Raw genomic sequence first — 17,723 nt, 5'->3', positions numbered from 1 at the left:
GAATCCACCCTTTTTCTTGTCAGAAAGCCGATCCGGCTCAATTTTCATGTCTTTTTATCTTACCACAACAACCCCCTCCGTGCAAGAATTCCCGCGATAAACCTTGACAATTTCCCGTGCGAATTTTAGAATATTACCCAGAAAAACGATACTTTAATTTGGGAGGCCTTTCCTATGGATATGACCTGGTTTGACGAGCTGGAGGCAAAGATCCCCAAGGGGACTGTCCGCACCCGGTTCGCCCCGTCGCCCACCGGATACATGCACGTGGGCAATCTCCGCACCGCCTTGTACACCTGGCTCATCGCCCGGAAAGCCGGCGGCCAATTCATCTTCCGCCTGGAGGACACCGACCAGACCCGGCAGGTGGAGGGGGCCACGGAGCTCATCTACCGTACCATGGCCGAGTGCGGATTGACCCACGACGAGGGCCCCGATGTGGGTGGCCCGGTGGGGCCGTATATCCAGACCCAGCGCCGGGGGCTCTATGGCAAATTCGCCGAGCTGCTGGTGGAGAAAGGCCACGCCTATTACTGCTTCTGCGAGAAAGCGGAGTCTGAGGAGGACAGCGGAGATTTTGACCGGGCTGAGGACCCCTGCCGCTGCCTGTCCCAGCAGGAGGTCGCGGCCCAGTTGGCCGCCGGCAAGCCCTATGTCATCCGTCAGAAAATCCCCCATACAGGGACCACCACCTTCTCCGACGCCTCCTTTGGGGAGATCACCGTGGAAAACAGCACCTTGGACGACCAGGTTCTGATGAAGCGGGACGGCCTGCCCACCTATAATTTTGCCAATGTCATTGACGATCATCTCATGGGCATTACCCATGTGGTTCGGGGCAGCGAATACCTCTCCTCCTCTCCCAAGTATAACTTGCTCTACGAGGCCTTTGGGTGGGAAATTCCCACCTACATTCACTGTTCCCCCGTCATGCGGGATGCCCAGCACAAGATGTCCAAGCGCCATGGGGACCCCTCTTACGAGGACCTGAAAGCCCAGGGCTATCTCACCGAGGCCATCCTCAACTATGTGGCTCTGCTGGGCTGGTCTCCCCGGGGAGAACTGGCGGAACAGGAATTCTTTACCCTGGAGGAACTGGTACAGGCCTTTGACATCACAGGGATCTCCAAATCCCCCGCGATCTTTGACCTGGAGAAGCTCAACTACTTCAACAGCGCCTACTTAAAGGCCCTCTCACCGGAAGCTTTTCTGGCGGTGGCGGAGCCCTATCTGAAACAGGGGATCACCAATCCGTCCATTGACCTGCGACTGGTGGCCCCCCTGGTACAGACCCGTCTGAATACCCTGACGGAGATTCCCCCCATGGTGGATTTCTTCGACCGGCTGCCGGAATACAGCAATACGCTCTACCTCCATAAGAAAATGAAAACCAACGAGGAGAACTCGCTGGAGGCCCTCCAGCTGGTGGTACCGGTCTTCCAGGCCATGACCGAGTGGTCCTTCCAGGCCATCCACGACGCCCTTCTCCACCTGGCCGAGGCCCAGGGTCTGAAAAACGGCCGGATCATGTGGCCGGTTCGCGTGGCCGTCTCCGGCAAGGCCACCACCCCCGGCGGCGCGGTGGAGCTGTGCCACATCTTGGGCAAGGAGGAGACCCTGCGCCGGGTCCAGCAGGGCATCCGGCAGCTGACTCCGCAGGCATGAGTTGCCGTTTTTTCCATGCGTCCCAACGGGAGTCTATGTTCCCGAAAAACGCGCTGAATCCCAAATGGTACGATTTTTGTCCGTATGTGAATTAGAAACCGCAGTGATCTATTAATAAAAAGGGGCTGACCCAACTTTGGGTCAGCCCCTTTTTATGCTTTTCAATCCATCCATTCCATTCGCCCAGGAAACTTTACTTTGGAACCACAAACGGGAATGGGGTAGAAAGCCCAACGCCATCGGTCCCCCTCTTAGGTCCCTGTCGCCCTGTCTTGGGCAATCACTTGGAGAATGGTCTCTGCCGCCTGCGGGGCGCCTCCACTTTCCCGAAAGCTCTGGGCAATGGTTGCGGCATGGGCCCGATAACTGGGATCGGACAGCGCTATACCAATGGCTTGGGCAATGGCTTGCGGGCTGTCATCGGGCAGCAGAAGTCCCGCCCCCAAGGCCAGCACCCGGTTGGCAACGCCCCTCTGCTCCTGGGTTTGCGGGCAGCAAACCAGGGGCACGTCAAAGAAAAGGGCCTCGCTCACACTGTTCATCCCACAGTGGGTGAGGAAGACATCCGCCGCCGCCAGCACCCCGATTTGATCCACCATCGCCTCTGCCTGTACGTTCGCCGGAAGGGGTCCCAGGGCATGGCGCATTGATTCCCGGCCCACCGCCATCACCACCCGGTACGGCGTCTCCCCTAAGGCCGTCAGGCAGGACCGATAAAAGGGCAGGTTTTGATTGTTCACCGTGCCCAGGGAAATATAGACGGTTTTTTGTGGGCTGGGCGCCAGGGGCTGCCGGATGGGACGGAGGGAAGGGCCCACAAAGACATATCGCGGGGAGAAAGTCTCCGCCGCCGGCTGGAAATATCGGGAGGTGTAGACGATGGTATGGGTCGCGTTGTCATTCTCCAAAATGGAGAAAACATTTTTCACCGGATATCCGTATGCCCGCAGACGACGCAAGCTTCTGTGAATTTTCGGCACCGCCCGCACCATGGAAAACAGGTTCCCCATCCCCTGCCCCATGACCTTCGCGGAGGCCCGGTTAAAGGCAAAGGTGGTGGTGGAGGAGAGAAAGGGAATCCCCAGCTTTTGGGCCGCCAGCTTGCCCCAAAACGCCATGGAATCCGCTACGATCCCATCGGGGGCAATCCGTTCCATATCCCGGCAGATCTTCTCATCCAGGGCCAGTGTGGCGCGGACAATCAGGTCAATGGAAAAGGCCAAATCCTTGCCCACCCGGGCGCTGTCCTCCGGGGAGGGCGTCATCCCCAACGCGGCATCGTCACAGGGGACAAAGGTCGCGCCGGCTTCTTGAATGACCTTTTGAAAGGGCGCGAAGGAATAGTACCAGACCTGATTCCCCCGGGCAACCAGCTCCCGCACCACACCCAGGGTGGGGTTGGTGTGCCCATAGGCTGGGATGTTGAAAAAGACCAGCTTACTCATGGCTCCACCTGGGGATTTTCCCGGAAAACCTGCTGAAACAGCGACGCAAACGATCCCTTTTCCGGGATGGCGAGCCCCCGCTTTTCATCGGCCAAAAGGAGCAACGTATCCCCCGGCTGAATGGAAAAAAGCGTACGGGCCTCCTTGGGAATCACAATCTGACCCTTGGCGCCAACGGTGACCGTCCAGGCATGGGTCCCCTCGGGTCCTTTCATGGCAATCCCTCCAAAAAGTATGATTTGTATGACAAATTATACTTTTAATCTCTTCTCCTGTCAAGGGGAGGCGGTCACAGTTGAAAGGGGTCCTTGATCCGCAAGGCTTCCAAACCCTCGGGGCGGAGAATCGCATACCCCGCCGGGGTCTTGCGCAGCAGCCCGCCTTTGACGAAATCGGACAGGACAGAGAGCAGATGCCGGTAGCTCACCCCCAAATAGGCCGCTGTCTGGGTATGGGGCTCACAGTAAAGCCCCTGGCGCTGCGACTGGAGAAGGAAGGTCGCCAGGCGGTTTTTCAGAGGATACATTTGATTGCAGGCAGCGGTGCTGGTGACGCGGATGGCCTTTTCATTGGAAAAAATACAGAGCTGCCGGAGAAAAACAGGGTCGTTCAGCATCTCCTCCCGGCATTCCTCCAGGCGAATCATCCAGCCGGCACAATCCGTTCTGGCGGTGACGCCGCTGGTTACCTTCTGCACACCCAAAAGTTCCATTTCGCCCAGAAAACACGGCCCTTCCACAAAGTCCAAGATGGTGACAGCGCCGTTCTCATGGCTCATGGTACACCGGGCTTTTCCCTCCTCCAGGTACAACAGCTGGGTGGCCTTCTGCCATTCTGGGAAAATGACCGTGCCGCTGGGGTAACGCACCGGGCTGGCATAGGGGGTGATGTCAAAAGAGAACAATTCACCCAGGGATTTTCGTTCCATATTCGTCCCTCCTCTGTGAGATTTCTCCTATGACTCTACCACAAAATTGGGTAAAATGGAACCATCACGCTGATCAGGGGGTATCCTATGTCTGCTGTTTCCTTCCTTGCCATTCAAGCCTTGGGCCTGGTCCCCTCCATTGTCTGCTTCACCTCTTTGCAGAGTGGCAGCCGGCTGCGGATTCTGCGCCTTCAGATGGTCTGCTCGGTCCTCTGGGCCTGCCACTATGGGCTGCTGGGGGCCTACACGGCGGTTCTGACCAACGGCGTTGGGTTGTTTCGGGCCGTTCTCTGCTACCATAACGATAAGCCCTGGGCCAAAAGCCGGGGCTGGGTGGCACTCCTACTGGGTCTGTACGCGGGCTGCGCCCTGCTCACCTGGGATGGCCTCTACTGCCTGCTCCCCTGCCTGTCCATGGCCTGCACCACCTTGGCCCTGTGGACCCACAACATGCCCCGGACCCGCCTGCTTTTTCTTCTCAACTCCCCGCCGCTGCTGGCGTATAACTTGATCACAGGGGCGTACAGCTGCGCTCTGGTGGAGGTCTGCGCCCTCATTTCCTTTGCCGTGGCCATCTATCGCTTTGACCTCCGGGGAAAGAAAGCCCGTCTTCCCCAGCGGTAACCTCTCCCCTCCTCCGGCTGCGCCGGCGGTGTTTCAGCAAAAAAAGATCCAGCCGAAATCGGCTGGATCTTTTTGTTAGACACGTTTTCCGCGCCAAGCGCGAAACACTAAGTAAATTAGTGGCCCTTGCCGGACAGAACAGCGCCAGAGATAACGATCTTCTGGATCTGGTTGGTGCCCTCGAAGATGCAGTAAGCCTTGATGTCGCGGAACAGCTTCTCCACGCAGTCTTCCTTCATGTAGCCCTTGCCGCCCATCAGCTGGATGGCGTCGGTGCAGACTTCCATAGCGGACTGGGTAGCGAACATCTTAGCCATAGCAGCTTCCTTGGAGAAGGGCAGGCCCTTGCTCTGCAGGTCGTTGGCGTGGGAGACCAGCTGACGGGAAGCCTCAATCTTGGTGGCCATGTCAGCGATCATCCACTGAATGCCCTGACGCTTGGAAACAGGAGCACCGAAGGTGACTCTCTCCTTGACGAAAGCAATGGCCTCGTCCAGAGCGCGGCGAGCGATACCAACAGCCAGAGCACCCACGCAAGCACGGGACTTGTCCAGGGTCTTCATAGCGAAGCCGAAGCCCTTGCCCAGGCCAGCCTCACCACCAACCAGGTTGGCAGCGGGAACACGGACGTTGTCGAACTTCAGGGAGCAGGTGGAGATGGTACGGAAGCCGCTCTTGTCCTCATACTTGGTGACAGAGAAGCCGGGGGTGCTGGTGGGAACCATGAAAGCAGAGATGCCCTTGGTGCCAGCGGTGGGATCGGTAGAAGCGAACACGCAGACGATGTCGGCCTCGCCGCCGTTGGTGATGAAGCACTTCTCACCGTTGATGACCCACTCGTCGCCGTCCTTGACAGCAGTGGTCTTCACGTTGGAAGCGTCGGAACCGGACTGGGGCTCGGTCAGAGCGAACGCAGCGTAGCCCTTGCCCTCCAGGATGTGCTTGGAGAAGTACTGAACCTGCTCGGGGGTGCCGCCGATCAGAATGGGCTTCAGAGCCAGGTTGGTGGTCTGCATGACGGAAGCGAAGTTGCCGTCATAGTAGCCCATCTCTTCGTACATAACCTCAGCGGTAGCCAGGTCGACCTTGTTGCCGCCGTACTCCTTGGGAATCTCGAAGGAGTTCAGGCCCAGCTTGAACGCCTTTGCATAGGGCTCAAAGGGGATTGCCTTGGAAGGGTCAACAACCTTGTCCCAATCCAGCATGATGGGCTCAATTTCCTTCTTGCAGAAATCGCCAATCACTTCTACCCAATGCTTCTGTTCTTCAGTCAGTAACCGCATGATAATCTACCTCCATAATAAATTCGAGTTGCGCTGACAAAATCGCCCGCTCTGTGCAGAGCAAGCTAAAACACTGCCCATTCCCCGGAGGCCCGGAGGCAGGGCAACTGTTCTCAATATAATTAAGGGGAATCCAGCCAAGAAAGGGCGCTGGTTTGCGTTTTTTCCGCTTTCCTTTGCCGCAGACCCATTAATCTATATACTCAATGATACTGCCTAATTTCAACAAAATAAATCGGACTGATTAACTAAATTCTTAGTTTTTATACTACACATTTCTAATACACCTGAAGGAAATTCTCCCCTTGGATCAGAAGCGGTAATCCTCCTGCGCCAGCGGACGGATCACCCGCCGGTAGGCCCGCCTGAGATAGAAGGCCGCCAACGCCCCAGCCAGGACTTCTGCCACCGGGAAGGACCACCAGACCAGGTTGAGCTCTCCCGTCAGGGAAAACAGGTAGGCCAGCGGGAGCACCAGCACCAACTGGCGGAAAATAGAGATGGACATGCTCAGCAGCCCCTTCCCCAGGGCCTGGAACACCGAGGAGGCGACAATGGTGAAGCCGCCCACCAAAAAGCACAGGCTCAAAGTCCGCAGGGCAGGCACACCAATGGCCAGCATCTCCTCCGAGGCCTGGAACACGCCCAGCAGTTGGACCGGAAAGATCTGAAACACCACCACGGCCACCACCATGATGCCCACCGCGTAGGCAATGGCCAGCTTGATGGTCTGCATAATGCGTGCCGGTTTTCGGGCGCCGTAGTTGTAGGCAATGATGGGGACCATGCCGTTGTTCATCCCGATGATGGGCAGGAAAGCAAAGCCCTGGAGCTTAAAATAGACCCCGTACACAGCGGTGGCGGTCTCGGAGAAGGTCACCAGAATCTGGTTCAGCCCGAAGATCAGCAGGGAGGACACCGTCTGGAGCAGAATGGACGGAATGCCCACCCCGTAAATCCGGGCAATCACCGGCTTGCTGGGCCGCAGGCCGGACAGGGAAAGGCGGATCTCCGGGTTTTTCCGCAGGTTGTAATAGAGCCCCATCCCCGTGCCCACCATCTGGCTGAGTACCGTGGCCAGCGCCGCGCCGGCCACCCCCATCCGGGGAAAACCCATCAGGCCGAAGATCATAATGGGGTCCAAGACAATGTTCAGACCCGCCCCCACCATCTGGATGACCATGCTGTAAAAGGTCTTGCCCGTGGACTGGAGTAGCCGGGACAGAAGGACCTGGCCAAAGCAGCCAATGGACAGGACCAGAATGATGGACAGGTAATCGCACCCCAAGGCAATGATCTCAGGGTCCTCCACTTGGGCCGTGAAATACAAGCGGGAGCCAAAGACCCCCAGGAGCGCGAAGACGCCGTAACTCACCAACCCCAAAAAGATGGCGTTGCCGGCCGTTCGATTCGCCATGACAAAATTCTTCTCCCCCAGGTTCCGGGAGAGCAAGGCGTTGATGCCCACGCCGGTGCCGGTGGCCACGGCGATCATCAGGTTCTGCATGGGATACGCCAGAGAGACCGCGGTCAGCGCGGCCTCGCTGATGTAAGAGACAAACATACTGTCTACAACGTTGTACAGGGCCTGGATGAGCATGGAGAGCATCATGGGCCCCGACATGGTCAGCAGCAACCGGTGGACGGGCATAACACCCATTTTATTTTCCTGGGCCGGTTGGGGCTGCTGGTTCATTTTTCCGTCCCCCCCGGGAAGGATTCCGCCGCATGCTTCAGGACTTCCACGGCAAAATCCACCCCATAGACACTGCTGATGGCCAGGTGGTAATGGCGGGCGTCCCCCCACTTATTCTGGGAAAAATAGTTGTAGAAAGCGGCCCGCTTCTTATCCTTTTTGCGGACAAAGTCCTCCATATTTCCGGCCTCTTTCTCATAGACCTTCTGGGCCCGGTCCGCCCGGAAGGCCACCGGCGCGTGGATGAAAACGCTCAGCAGATCCTTCCGCTCCCGCAGGACATAGTCCGCGCAGCGGCCGACGATCACGCAGGGCCCCTCCTGGGCCACCTGGCGGATGATCTTGCTCTGCACCAAAAAGATTTGGTCGTTCATGGGCAGCTGCTGGGCGCTCATGTACAGGCCATAGAGAAAGCTGGTGGACTTCATCTGCTCGGTTTTCTTGATGTACTCCTCCGACAGGCCGCTCTCCTTGGCCGCCATAAAGATGAGTTCCTTGTCATAGAACGGGACCCCAAGCTCCTTGGCCAGCCGCTCACCGATGGCCCGGCCCCCGGAGCCATATTCTCTGGAAATGGTAATCACTGGATAGTGCATGCCGTTCCTCCTTCATGGGATGATCTTTCCCTTTTCAAAAGACCCACCAGGCCCCGCCGCTGGCAGGGACCGCGTGGGTCTTTCGAATGGTGGGTTTGGTGCAAGTAAGCCTGTAAGCCGGGTTCTGTTTTGACAGCCATCTATCTAGGCGTGCCGTTGCCGGCACGCTCCAGCCACCTCCCCGGGGAGACCGGGCCAGTCATGTTCCCCTCCACGGTGTTGCTCCGAATAGAGTTTACAGCACCGGACACTTCCGCGCCGGCGGGTGAGCTCTTACCTCACCTTTCCACCCTTACCCAGCCGGAGCCGGGCGGTATCTCTCTGTTGCACTTGTCCTGAAGTCGCCTTCGGCGGGCGTTACCCGTTATTCTTGCCCTATGGAGCCCGGACTTTCCTCACGGACGGCCTTTCGGCCTGCCCCCGCGGCTGTCCAGCTTGCTTGCTCTTTTATTTTACTCAATTCCGCCCCCCTTGTCAATGCGCGGGACCCCTTTGAAATCCGATTTTATTCCCCTGAAATCATCCCCTTGTCAATTGGGGTGCCCTCCCGAAAAGCCATCTCACCGCCCCTGTTCTATCCCTCCCTCCTCTTGTTCGGTTGGTTTTTCTCCCTCACTCTGGGATGCCTCCCTTTCTTGCGTGCTGTCAGACCTGCCCGGCGGCTGTCTTTCTTCCCTTCCCTGGTCGCCACCCATGGGACCCATACCACCGATGGCCTGTGCGCCTTCCATTCCCTCCCCCATGTCAGAAATGGACAGGGAAGAAACATCTACCAGCGCGCTGTCATCTGCCTGCTGGCCATCCGTGGTAGAAGGAATGGTCCCATCCAGCTGGCCTCGAATACTCTGGGCCCGAAGCTGGCAGAAGGCTTTCAGGGTTGAAACCCCCGTTTCAAATTCGTCATAGGTACAAAACTTGGTGGGGTCTCTTTCCACATAGGGTGCAATCATAGCCGACACTTGGTCAAACTCTGTCTCAAAAGCGCCGCTTTCAAAATATGTCGTGATAAACTGGTCATAAAGGGCATGGTACTGCTGCGTATAGGTCTCCTCCTGGAAAATCCAAGCTACCATAGGCCGGTCCTCGGTGCTGCCGCTGGAGACCGGGGAGTCAATGGGATCATTGACCACACTGGTGGCGTCGCTGCCCCCCAGGAAGCCTCCAAAGGCCAGGTTATAGTCCCAGGGGATCATGGACAGCACACCATCCTCTTCATAGAGGTAATAGTTGTGGACTATCATCCCGGTGTAGCTGTCGTAATTGCAGACAAAGTTGTGGACCACAAAGTAGCGCATGACCTCTTCCACATTCACCACGGAAGAGATATCTTCCCCTTCGTTGAGAGTTTTCAAAGACCGGATCAGCCGGGTTTTATCCTGGTCAGTTACCGCAGTCTTGGCGTTTTCAAAGATATTGGAATAGCTGCTGAACGCGTCGTCAGTATAAATGAGTTTCACATCGTCGGAACTCATGCCCCCCATACCACCGCCCTGGCCGGGGTCAAATTCTTCCATTCCCTCCGGCAGTTCTCCCTGGGGCATGGCTGGAGGCATTTCCTCCTGATTCCAGTCGTCCGTACCCTGGATGTCCCCCTGGGAGATACCCTGTTCTGCCTGGGTCTGGGCAGAGTCTGTTTGGCTGTCCTCTCCCGCTTTCTGTCCGTTGGGGGGCGTCAAATGAGAAAAGTCGAAGTCTGCCGGCAGTTCAACGTCACCCCCGACTTCCCCGTCGCCCATGCTCATGACGCTGTCAGGTTTGTAAAGTTCCCCGGAGCCATCGCCGTAGTTGCGCTCCAGGAAGCTCTCCTCTACTCCTTCCACCGCCAAGTAGAGCCCCCATTCCTCTCCGTTGACGGTGATATACGCATAGCTGCACAGAGGCGCGTCCACTCCGAACTCCTGCATCATCCGATAGCTCAAGTAATCCTTCATGTAAGTGTTATCCTGAATAATGTTGTTCAGATTCAACTTATCCAATCCCTGATATTGGATACCATCTTGATAATGGTCAAATTCCAGTTTAAAACTGTACCGATCGTTGCCATAGTTTTTGACTTGGGTCAGGGAGGTATTTCCTTTGGCGCGGATTCCCACCTCCCGGACTGTCTGGCCGTCGATGGTCACATCGCACATGACGTATTCCTCATTCTCGCAGTCCTCCAGAAAACCTTCCCAGTCATCCATGGTAATCTCAATGGTGTGGACCTGGTCGGTACTGAAGAGACCGGTCTCATATTCTTTTTCCATCCCAGTCCGTTCGCCACTGGCTCCCATTCCGGCAAAAAGGATCAGAACACCAGCCAGAACCGTCAGGATTATCAGAAGTGCAATGCGATCAATGTGCTTGTGGGTTGACATTGGTCCGCCTCCTTATCCCATGTAGTCTCCGTTGTAGCTGACCAGCACAGCACTGCGGACCCCCTCCAGGGCAGCAATATCATTGATAAAATCTGTTCCATCACCCTTCAGCCGGACCTCCAAGTTGAGTTCCACACTTCCCTGCTGCGCCGTTTTGCTCTTAACCACGCACCGTTGAACCTGGGTTTTCAAATACTCTACCGCCCGGTGTTCGCTTGCCTGGCCGTCACACTGAAGTACGGCGATATAGGGGCGCACATGGGGTTTGCGGTTGGCAAAGGCCAAAAGAATAACCCCAATCACCCCGCTGCCAAGGACGGCCAGAGGAATCATCCCTGCCGCCAAGACAATGCCAACTGCAATGGACCAGAAGAGAAAAGCAATGTCCAAAGGCTCTTTGATGGCCGTACGGAAGCGCACGATAGACAGGGCACCCACCATGCCCAGGGACAAGACCACATTGGATGTAACGGCCAGAATGACCAAAGTGGTGATCATGGTCAGAGCCAGGAGCGTAACCCCAAATCCTGAAGAATACATAACTCCAGCATAGGTTTTTTTATAAATCAGAAAAATGAACAGCCCCAGAGCAAACGCCAGAGCCAAGGCAATAAGGGCGTCTGGAATACTGACGCTGGACAAGTTCTCCATAAAGCTGGACTTGAAAATATCGCTGAACGTTGTCATAAAAAACAGTTCCTTTCTCAATCATACATGCGGCAAACGGCATATTTAGAAAATGCCTCTGCCCGACGGCGGGGAATCTGCACAGCATCCCGAATCACGTCGGGGAGAAACGCGTCCCATTTGACCTCCAGAATGGCGGTGGCATCCCGGGCGGGAATGGTAATACACTCTGGATTTAAAAAATCCACACACCGCAGCCCTGTGCGTAGTTGATGGTCCAGAGTCACCCGGACATTGCCAGGGCCATAGACGAAGGGCTCCCGAATATAGTCCACTAAAGTACGGGGACGCAGCCCTTGTAACTTCATCTTGCAGCAGAGCTCTTGCAGCAGAGGATTGCCGCTGGCCATCATCCAGTTTGTCTCCCCGTTCATCAGAGCTTGCACCTGGTCTGGGGTCAGACGTACCTTCTCCTTACGCCCCAAACCATTCCGCTTGCTTTTCTTCTCCAGATGAATCAAAGAGAAGTCTCTGTTGTAGCAGCGGATACGAAACTTCTCCCGGCCATTGACCCCATCCAGCTTCTCCCGCAAGGCTTTGTCTGAAGGGGTATCGAAATAGAGGCTGCGGATATGATAGCATCCCCCTACCGCATAGGGATCCGGCTTGGCCAGCAGCCGTAGTCGCTGCCGCAGAAGAATCAAATCCTCCACATTGATCCGGTGTTTCCATTCATGGCGTAGGTCCATGGACCTCACTCCTTTCCGTGACTTCACCGAAATTTTACGAAAACTACTTTAGATTTAACTTAGAAAAGACGCCTCCAAGATGAACGTTCTTGGAAGCGTCTGTAAATAAACTATGAAGGTTCTTCCTACAAAAAACCGCTTTGCCCCCTCAAAAGGCTACTGTGAACACCATCGTGTTCTTTCCCTCCACTGTCGCAGTAATGGTTCCTCCCCACGCCCCCACGATAGCTTGTGCGGCGGAAAGCCCAATGCCGTATCCGCCTCCCTTTTGGGTGCGGGCAAGGTCTCCCCGGAAAAAACGGTCAAACATCCGAGACAGGTCTCCCTCGGGAATCTGCGTGGGGCCGTTTCTCACCCGCAGACGGACTTTTTTCCCCTCCTTCTGAAGGGACAAAGCAAGCTTTCCTCCCGGCTCGGTGTATTTTATCCCATTGTCCAAAAGAATGGAAAGCAATTGAACCATTTGCTCCCGGTTGGCCTGTAGCACAATATCAGGGGCAATGGCCTCCTCCATTTGGATATTCCGTTGGGCCGCCCCCTCCCGAAAGGATTGGCAGACCTCCTGCGCCAGAGAGCTCAGTTCCACCCGTTGCGCCGGAGGGGCTTTGACCTCATCCATCCGAGCCAACGTCAATAGGTTTTCCATCAATCCTGTCAAGCGAAGCGTTTGTACCCGGATATTTTGGCTCCACTTGGACGGCCCCTGATGAAGCTCCATCGCATCCGTGTTGGCTTGGATAATGGCCAAGGGGGTTTTAATTTCATGGCCGGCATTGGTGACAAACTGGCGCTGTTTTTCCATTGACCGGGCCAGGGGAGCAATGGCCCGGTGAGACAGGAGAACCACCAGCAGCAAGGTTCCCAGCCAGCACAGCAGCCCCATCCCGGCAGAAATCGCCAGTACCGTCAGAATGGACCACCGGCTTGAAGAGATGTCCAAAAAGAGAATACGCTCTCCCTGCCCGTCCGGGACAGACACCCGGCGAAACTCGAATCGGTCGATCGTTCCCTGGTCCCGTCCCTGGCATTGGGCAGCATAGTCCACAGCCTCCTCCTTTGTTACCGTGGCAATCTGATTGACATCTACATAGGCCACCTGTCCCGTCCCATCATAGAACACCTGAAAGAATCGGGCAGCCCCCTTATCATCGGCGTCCAGAGGCGGCAGGAAACCCTCCGGCCGTTTCGGCTCCACAGGAGGCGCATCCCCCTGAGTCAGCACTTGAAGCATCCAGTCAGTCTGCCGCTCCACTTGCCACCAATTGAGTAAATTAATCGCGCCCAGCAAAACCAACAGCAGTACAGTCACCGCCATCATAGCGGTGCGGATGAATTTCCACTGTAACGTTCTCTTCATTGCCCCACCTCCAGGGTATAACCAATGCCCCGGCGCCCTTTGATCTTTACCCGTGATCCCAGCTTAGCCAGCCGCTTACGCAGATAGGACAGGTAAACCCAGACTGTGCCCAGTTCCGCCTCGGTATTATAGCCCCAGACCTTCACCAGCAGGTCTTCTGAGGAGAGATAAATCCCCTGGTTCCGTATCAAAACCTCCATGAGACGGTATTCCAACTTAGGCAGCGTAACTGCTTCTCCATTCCTTCTGAGCTGAAAGGTCCCCCCATGCAAGGTGACATCATCGTATTGGAGGATTTCTGGCGTAAATGCCTCCCGCCGCCGGAGCATGGCACGCACCCGGGCCAGAAATTCCTCCATAACAAATGGCTTTGGTAAATAGTCATCTGCCCCCAAATCCAGGCCGGCAACCCGATCTTCCACAGCCCCCTTGGCTGTTAACAATAGAATAGGGGTACGGCATCCCATCTCTCGAAGGCGGCTAAGAACCTCTAACCCATCCATCTTTGGCATCATCACATCCAAGATGATACCGTCATAGTCCCCATTCTGGGCATAGGCCAGGGCCTCCGCTCCATCGGCCACTGTGTCCACTAAATAGTTGTGGTAGGTAAGAATATCCACCACGGCCTCTGCCATGGTCTCCTCATCCTCCGCATACAAAAGTTTCATAGGCTTCCTCCCCTTGCTGCTTGTGCAAAAATCCGCCGTCTTAAGACGGCGGATTTCGCATTTCATTCCCCATGATACCGCAATGGGTCCCGCCGCTTGTGGGCGCTGCGGGCGTGATAGCGGTCGATGATGGCCTTGTCATGCTCGTTGGCCTCACCGGTGGTGATATACTTGTCGATGGCCGCGTAGGTGACCCCCATGTCCTCCTCATCGGTCTGCCCCTCAAACAGGCCGGCAGAGGGCGCCTTGGTGATCACCGCCTGGGGAGCCTTCAGGTAGCGCAGGAACTCAAAAACCTCCGTGGCGGTCAGGTCCGCGATGGGGTTGAGGTCATAGGCCCCATCCCCCCACTTGGTAAAGTAGCCCATGTGGTACTCGCTGGCGTTGCCCGTCCCTGCCACCAGGCGGTTTTCACTGGCGCCGATGGCGTAGAGGGTAAGCATCCGCAGACGGGGTGCCAGGTTGCCAATGGCGGCCTGGGAGAGGGTGGCCACCTGGGACATGGTCTCTATGGCCAGCTCCTTCTGGGCGGTCAGGTCGATCACCCGGGTTTTGATGCCGAACTGCTCGGCCACCTCCATCCCGTCGTCCTTGTCAATGGTAAAATTCCGCTTGGAGCTGCAGGGCAGAATGATGCCCTCGGTGTTCTCACAGGCCATTTTGCACAGGATACCCACCAGGGCGGAGTCCTTGCCCCCGCTGTTGCCAAACAGAATGCCGTCGGCGTGGGCATCGGCCACCGCCTGCCGGATAAATTGGACCCGTTTCTCCGTTTCTTCCGCGTAGTTTCGCATGCTCGCCTTCTCCTTTTATTCCACAGTGACAGACTTGGCCAGATTTTTGGGTTTGTCGATGTCACAGCCGTTGGCTCTGGCCACATAGTAGGCAAACAGCTGCAGGGGAACAATCTCCGGCAGGGAGTTGAACAGGGCCTCGGTCCGGGGGACAAAGATCACATCGTCGGCCTCGGCAAAGATCTGCCGGTTCCCCTCCAGCACCACCGCCAAAACCTGGGCGCCCCGGGCCTTGACCTCCTTGATGTTGCTCATCATTTTGTCAAACAGCGCCTCATAGCAGGCCAGGGCGATCACGGGACGGTCCTTTTCAATGAGGGCAATGGTGCCGTGCTTGAGCTCCCCGGCGGCATAGGCCTCCGAGTGGAGGTAGGAAATCTCCTTGAGCTTCAAGGACCCCTCCATACTGGCGGCATAGTCCACATTCCGGCCAATGAAAAACATATCGTTGTGCCCGTGGTACTTCTGAGCCAAGGCGGGGAGATTGGGGTTGAGGTCAATGGCCCGCTGAATAAGGCTCGGGAACTGAAGAATGGCCTCCACCAGTTCCTTGTTCCTCTGATCATCCAGTTTGCCCAGGCGGCGGGCCAAATAAACCGCCAGCATGTCCAGCACCGCCACCTGGGTGGTGTAGCCCTTGGTGGTGGCCACCGCGATCTCCGGCCCGGCCCAAGTGTAAATGACATGGTCGGCCAGCTTGGCGATGGTGCTGCCCACCACGTTGACAATGGCCAGGATGCGGGCCCCCCGGGCCTTGCACTCCTTCATGGCGGCGATGGTGTCCGCGGTCTCCCCGGACTGAGAGACCACCACCAGCAGGGTGTGCTCATCCACCAGGGGATTGCGGTAGCGAAGCTCGGAGGCCAAGTCCGCCTCCACGGGAATCCGGCAGAGCTCCTCCATCACATACTTGCCCACGCTGCCGGCATAGAAGGCCGAACCACAGGCGGTAATCATAATCTTGTTGATCTGCCTCAGGTCTTCGTCCGTCAGGGAGAAGTCGTCCAGCACCACCTCTCCATTCTGAATCCGGGGCTCAATGGTGGACTTGATGGCGTTGGGCTGCTCCATGATCTCCTTGAGCATAAAGTGGTCATAACCACCCTTTTCCGCCGCTGCAATATCCCAAGCGATCCGGGTGATAGACTTTTCGAGGTTCTTACCAATGCTGTCGTATACGGTAATTCTATCGGGAGTAATGTCCGCGATCTCCCCGTCTTCTAAGTAGATGACGTTTTTGGTATACGCCACCAGGGCTGTAACATCGGAGGCAAAGTAATTTTCCCCAATGCCCACACCCACGATCAGGGGTGCCGCGTGACGGGTCGCAATCAGGCGTCCCCCCTCCTCCGCGCAGAGGATACCCAGAGCATAGGCGCCCTCCAGGCGGGAAACGGTTTTCAATACCGCTTTTTTCAGGTCACCCTCATAGTAGAGGTCCAGCAGATGCACAATCACCTCAGTATCGGTCTCGCTCTTGAACTGGAACCCCTTTGCTTTAAGCTCCTCCCGGAGCTGGGCATAGTTCTCGATGATACCGTTGTGGACAATGGCGAACTTGTCATCATTGCTCATGTGGGGATGGGCATTGACATCCGTGGGCTCCCCATGGGTGGCCCAGCGGGTATGGCCGATGCCGGCGGTGCCTGGAAGGGCCGCCCCTCCCTGCGTCTTGTTGTCCAGATTTTTGATCATTCCGATGGTTTTGACCATCTGAATGCCATCCTGTCCCAATACCGCCATGCCGGCGGAATCGTATCCTCTATATTCCAGCTTCTTCAGCCCGTCCAGCAAAATGGGGGCCGCATTCTGGCTGCCGGTAAATCCGACAATTCCACACATGTGTGTTTCCTCCTTTTTCAGCGTGCTGGCGCACGCGGCTGATCCCGGGTCGGGGCCTTAGGGCTGCTTCTCCAGCAGGCGGCGCATGACCTCCTGATAGGCGCTTTCCACGTGGCCCAAATCCCGGCGGAAGCGGTCCTTGTCCAGCTTCTCATTGGTGTCTTTGTCCCACAGGCGGCAGGTGTCCGGGGAGATCTCATCCGCCAAGACGATGGTCCCGTCCCCCGTCCGGCCAAACTCCAGCTTAAAGTCCACCAGCCTAATGCCCACTGACAGGAAAAATGCCTTCAGAGCCTCGTTGACCTGAAAGGCCAGGCGGACGATGGTGTCGATCTCCTCGCCCGTGGCCAGTTTCAGGGCCCGGGCATGGTAGGAATTGATGAGGGGGTCCCCCAGCGCGTCATTTTTATAGGAAAACTCAATGGTGGGCTCGTCAAAGACGATCCCCTCCTCCACCCCATAGTTCTGGGCGAAGTGACCAGCGGAAATGTTGCGGACAATGACCTCCAGGGGTACGATCTCCACCCTTTTCACCACGGTCTCCCGGTCGCTGAGCTCCTTTACGAAATGGGTGGGAATCCCCTGCTGCTCCAGCATCTGCATGAGCAGGTTGGTCATCCGGTTGTTCACGGCGCCCTTCCCCAAAATGGTCCCTTTTTTCAGTCCATTGAACGCGGTGGCATCGTCCTTGTATTCCACGACGCAATACGCCGGGTCATCGGTCCGAAATACTTTTTTGGCCTTTCCCTCGTAAATCTGTTCCAGCTTTGTCATCTTCATCGACCCCTTTGATCTGGTTCCCTTGCAGCGGGCCTGGGTTCCCGCATGATGTTCCATGTTGCACCCGCTTATTTTCCCACAAACCCGTGGAATTTGCAATGGGGTCCGGCCGCTTTCTCCTGGGATTTTATAATTTTTCCACTATGTTACCAACAGAGAGGGGGAAATTCCCCGCCATCCTGTCCAAATCCTATCCTTTAATATAAGAAAAACCACAGACCGATGACTTTTTCCTTGACAGTCCTGCTTGGGAATACTATAATTTAAAAGAGCGGACGAGTGCTTCGGAATTCGAAGCTTACTGGTCCT

16 protein-coding genes and 1 other RNA gene are annotated in these 17,723 nt (G+C 56.4%); 2 read left to right on the top strand and 15 right to left on the bottom strand.

The features are described 5' to 3' along the window. Positions 1-174 precede the first annotated feature (174 nt). Positions 175-1,665, top strand: a complete 1,491-nt coding sequence (gene gltX / locus DV520_RS04050; RefSeq protein ID WP_117141862.1) for a glutamate--tRNA ligase — start codon at positions 175-177, stop codon at positions 1,663-1,665. A 251-nt stretch (positions 1,666-1,916) separates the two neighbouring features. Here gltX and DV520_RS04045 read toward each other — a convergent pair whose 3' ends face one another. The 3 genes from DV520_RS04045 to yeiL form a co-directional block, all read right to left on the bottom strand. Further along, positions 1,917-3,110: a macrolide family glycosyltransferase gene (locus DV520_RS04045; protein ID WP_117141861.1), complete on the bottom strand. Its 1,194-nt coding sequence runs from the start codon at positions 3,108-3,110 to the stop codon at positions 1,917-1,919. Then, complete coding sequence (locus DV520_RS04040; protein ID WP_117141860.1) at positions 3,107-3,325, bottom strand: AbrB/MazE/SpoVT family DNA-binding domain-containing protein; 219 nt, start codon at positions 3,323-3,325, stop codon at positions 3,107-3,109. The genes DV520_RS04045 and DV520_RS04040 overlap by 4 nt, the downstream gene beginning before the upstream one ends. 74 nt (positions 3,326-3,399) lie before the next feature. Continuing rightward, positions 3,400-4,038, bottom strand: coding sequence for a transcriptional regulator YeiL (gene yeiL / locus DV520_RS04035; RefSeq protein WP_117141859.1), 639 nt, complete (start codon positions 4,036-4,038; stop codon positions 3,400-3,402). 87 nt (positions 4,039-4,125) lie between these two features. On the opposite strand from yeiL, the gene DV520_RS04030 reads away from it, so the two are divergent. Continuing rightward, on the top strand, positions 4,126-4,662 hold the full coding sequence (locus DV520_RS04030) for a YgjV family protein (protein ID WP_021919405.1): 537 nt from the start codon (positions 4,126-4,128) through the stop codon (positions 4,660-4,662). A 116-nt stretch (positions 4,663-4,778) separates the two neighbouring features. Here DV520_RS04030 and DV520_RS04025 read toward each other — a convergent pair whose 3' ends face one another. From DV520_RS04025 to purC, 12 genes are all read right to left on the bottom strand, one after another. Then, positions 4,779-5,945 carry an acyl-CoA dehydrogenase family protein gene (locus DV520_RS04025; protein ID WP_021919406.1) on the bottom strand — a complete coding sequence of 389 codons (1,167 nt, stop codon included), beginning with the start codon at positions 5,943-5,945 and terminating at the stop codon, positions 4,779-4,781. 310 nt (positions 5,946-6,255) lie between these two features. Then, positions 6,256-7,641: an MATE family efflux transporter gene (locus tag DV520_RS04020; RefSeq protein ID WP_021919407.1), complete on the bottom strand. Its 1,386-nt coding sequence runs from the start codon at positions 7,639-7,641 to the stop codon at positions 6,256-6,258. Further along, positions 7,638-8,237 carry a cytidylate kinase-like family protein gene (locus DV520_RS04015; protein WP_021919408.1) on the bottom strand — a complete coding sequence of 200 codons (600 nt, stop codon included), beginning with the start codon at positions 8,235-8,237 and terminating at the stop codon, positions 7,638-7,640. Before DV520_RS04015 ends, DV520_RS04020 begins: the two co-directional genes overlap by 4 nt. 97 nt (positions 8,238-8,334) lie before the next feature. Next, positions 8,335-8,679: RNase P RNA component class A (rnpB, locus tag DV520_RS04010), an RNA gene on the bottom strand. Between the two features lie 118 nt (positions 8,680-8,797). Next, a complete protein-coding gene (locus DV520_RS04005; RefSeq protein WP_117141858.1) occupies positions 8,798-10,594 on the bottom strand; it encodes a CotH kinase family protein in 1,797 nt (598 codons plus the stop codon). Between the two features lie 12 nt (positions 10,595-10,606). Next, on the bottom strand, positions 10,607-11,281 hold the full coding sequence (locus tag DV520_RS04000) for a DUF4956 domain-containing protein (protein WP_021919410.1): 675 nt from the start codon (positions 11,279-11,281) through the stop codon (positions 10,607-10,609). Between the two features lie 17 nt (positions 11,282-11,298). Further along, complete coding sequence (locus DV520_RS03995) at positions 11,299-11,970, bottom strand: polyphosphate polymerase domain-containing protein (RefSeq protein ID WP_117141857.1); 672 nt, start codon at positions 11,968-11,970, stop codon at positions 11,299-11,301. Positions 11,971-12,118: 148 nt separating this feature from the next. Then, positions 12,119-13,327 (bottom strand): sensor histidine kinase, encoded by a 1,209-nt coding sequence (locus DV520_RS03990; protein WP_117141856.1) that lies wholly within the window; start codon positions 13,325-13,327, stop codon positions 12,119-12,121. Then, positions 13,324-13,998 carry a response regulator transcription factor gene (locus DV520_RS03985; protein ID WP_117141855.1) on the bottom strand — a complete coding sequence of 225 codons (675 nt, stop codon included), beginning with the start codon at positions 13,996-13,998 and terminating at the stop codon, positions 13,324-13,326. The genes DV520_RS03990 and DV520_RS03985 overlap by 4 nt, the downstream gene beginning before the upstream one ends. Positions 13,999-14,060: 62 nt before the next feature. Further along, positions 14,061-14,792: an NAD(+) synthase gene (gene nadE, locus DV520_RS03980; RefSeq protein WP_021919414.1), complete on the bottom strand. Its 732-nt coding sequence runs from the start codon at positions 14,790-14,792 to the stop codon at positions 14,061-14,063. Positions 14,793-14,807: 15 nt separating this feature from the next. Beyond that, positions 14,808-16,634 (bottom strand): glutamine--fructose-6-phosphate transaminase (isomerizing), encoded by a 1,827-nt coding sequence (gene glmS / locus DV520_RS03975; protein ID WP_021919415.1) that lies wholly within the window; start codon positions 16,632-16,634, stop codon positions 14,808-14,810. A gap of 57 nt (positions 16,635-16,691) precedes the next feature. After that, complete coding sequence (purC, locus tag DV520_RS03970; RefSeq protein ID WP_117141854.1) at positions 16,692-17,408, bottom strand: phosphoribosylaminoimidazolesuccinocarboxamide synthase; 717 nt, start codon at positions 17,406-17,408, stop codon at positions 16,692-16,694. Positions 17,409-17,723: the final 315 nt, after the last annotated feature.

Source organism: Evtepia gabavorous (assembly GCF_003425665.1).
GTDB classification, from domain to species: Bacteria; Bacillota; Clostridia; order Oscillospirales; family Oscillospiraceae; genus Evtepia; species Evtepia gabavorous.
This window is presented reverse-complemented; position numbering and strand designations above follow the sequence as displayed.

What these genes read in the sequence shown, in the direction of transcription:
- DV520_RS04025 (WP_021919406.1), bottom strand. Translation starts at nt 5,945, where the DNA reads ATGCGGTTACTGACTGAAGAACAGAAGCATTGGGTAGAAGTGATTGGC.
- gltX (WP_117141862.1), top strand. Translation starts at nt 175, where the DNA reads ATGGATATGACCTGGTTTGACGAGCTGGAGGCAAAGATCCCCAAGGGG.
- DV520_RS04005 (WP_117141858.1), bottom strand. Translation starts at nt 10,594, where the DNA reads ATGTCAACCCACAAGCACATTGATCGCATTGCACTTCTGATAATCCTG.
- DV520_RS03990 (WP_117141856.1), bottom strand. Translation starts at nt 13,327, where the DNA reads ATGAAGAGAACGTTACAGTGGAAATTCATCCGCACCGCTATGATGGCG.
- DV520_RS04045 (WP_117141861.1), bottom strand. Translation starts at nt 3,110, where the DNA reads ATGAGTAAGCTGGTCTTTTTCAACATCCCAGCCTATGGGCACACCAAC.
- DV520_RS03985 (WP_117141855.1), bottom strand. Translation starts at nt 13,998, where the DNA reads ATGAAACTTTTGTATGCGGAGGATGAGGAGACCATGGCAGAGGCCGTG.
- nadE (WP_021919414.1), bottom strand. Translation starts at nt 14,792, where the DNA reads ATGCGAAACTACGCGGAAGAAACGGAGAAACGGGTCCAATTTATCCGG.
- purC (WP_117141854.1), bottom strand. Translation starts at nt 17,408, where the DNA reads ATGACAAAGCTGGAACAGATTTACGAGGGAAAGGCCAAAAAAGTATTT.
- DV520_RS04015 (WP_021919408.1), bottom strand. Translation starts at nt 8,237, where the DNA reads ATGCACTATCCAGTGATTACCATTTCCAGAGAATATGGCTCCGGGGGC.
- DV520_RS04040 (WP_117141860.1), bottom strand. Translation starts at nt 3,325, where the DNA reads ATGAAAGGACCCGAGGGGACCCATGCCTGGACGGTCACCGTTGGCGCC.
- DV520_RS04020 (WP_021919407.1), bottom strand. Translation starts at nt 7,641, where the DNA reads ATGAACCAGCAGCCCCAACCGGCCCAGGAAAATAAAATGGGTGTTATG.
- DV520_RS04000 (WP_021919410.1), bottom strand. Translation starts at nt 11,281, where the DNA reads ATGACAACGTTCAGCGATATTTTCAAGTCCAGCTTTATGGAGAACTTG.
- glmS (WP_021919415.1), bottom strand. Translation starts at nt 16,634, where the DNA reads ATGTGTGGAATTGTCGGATTTACCGGCAGCCAGAATGCGGCCCCCATT.
- DV520_RS03995 (WP_117141857.1), bottom strand. Translation starts at nt 11,970, where the DNA reads ATGGACCTACGCCATGAATGGAAACACCGGATCAATGTGGAGGATTTG.
- DV520_RS04030 (WP_021919405.1), top strand. Translation starts at nt 4,126, where the DNA reads ATGTCTGCTGTTTCCTTCCTTGCCATTCAAGCCTTGGGCCTGGTCCCC.
- yeiL (WP_117141859.1), bottom strand. Translation starts at nt 4,038, where the DNA reads ATGGAACGAAAATCCCTGGGTGAATTGTTCTCTTTTGACATCACCCCC.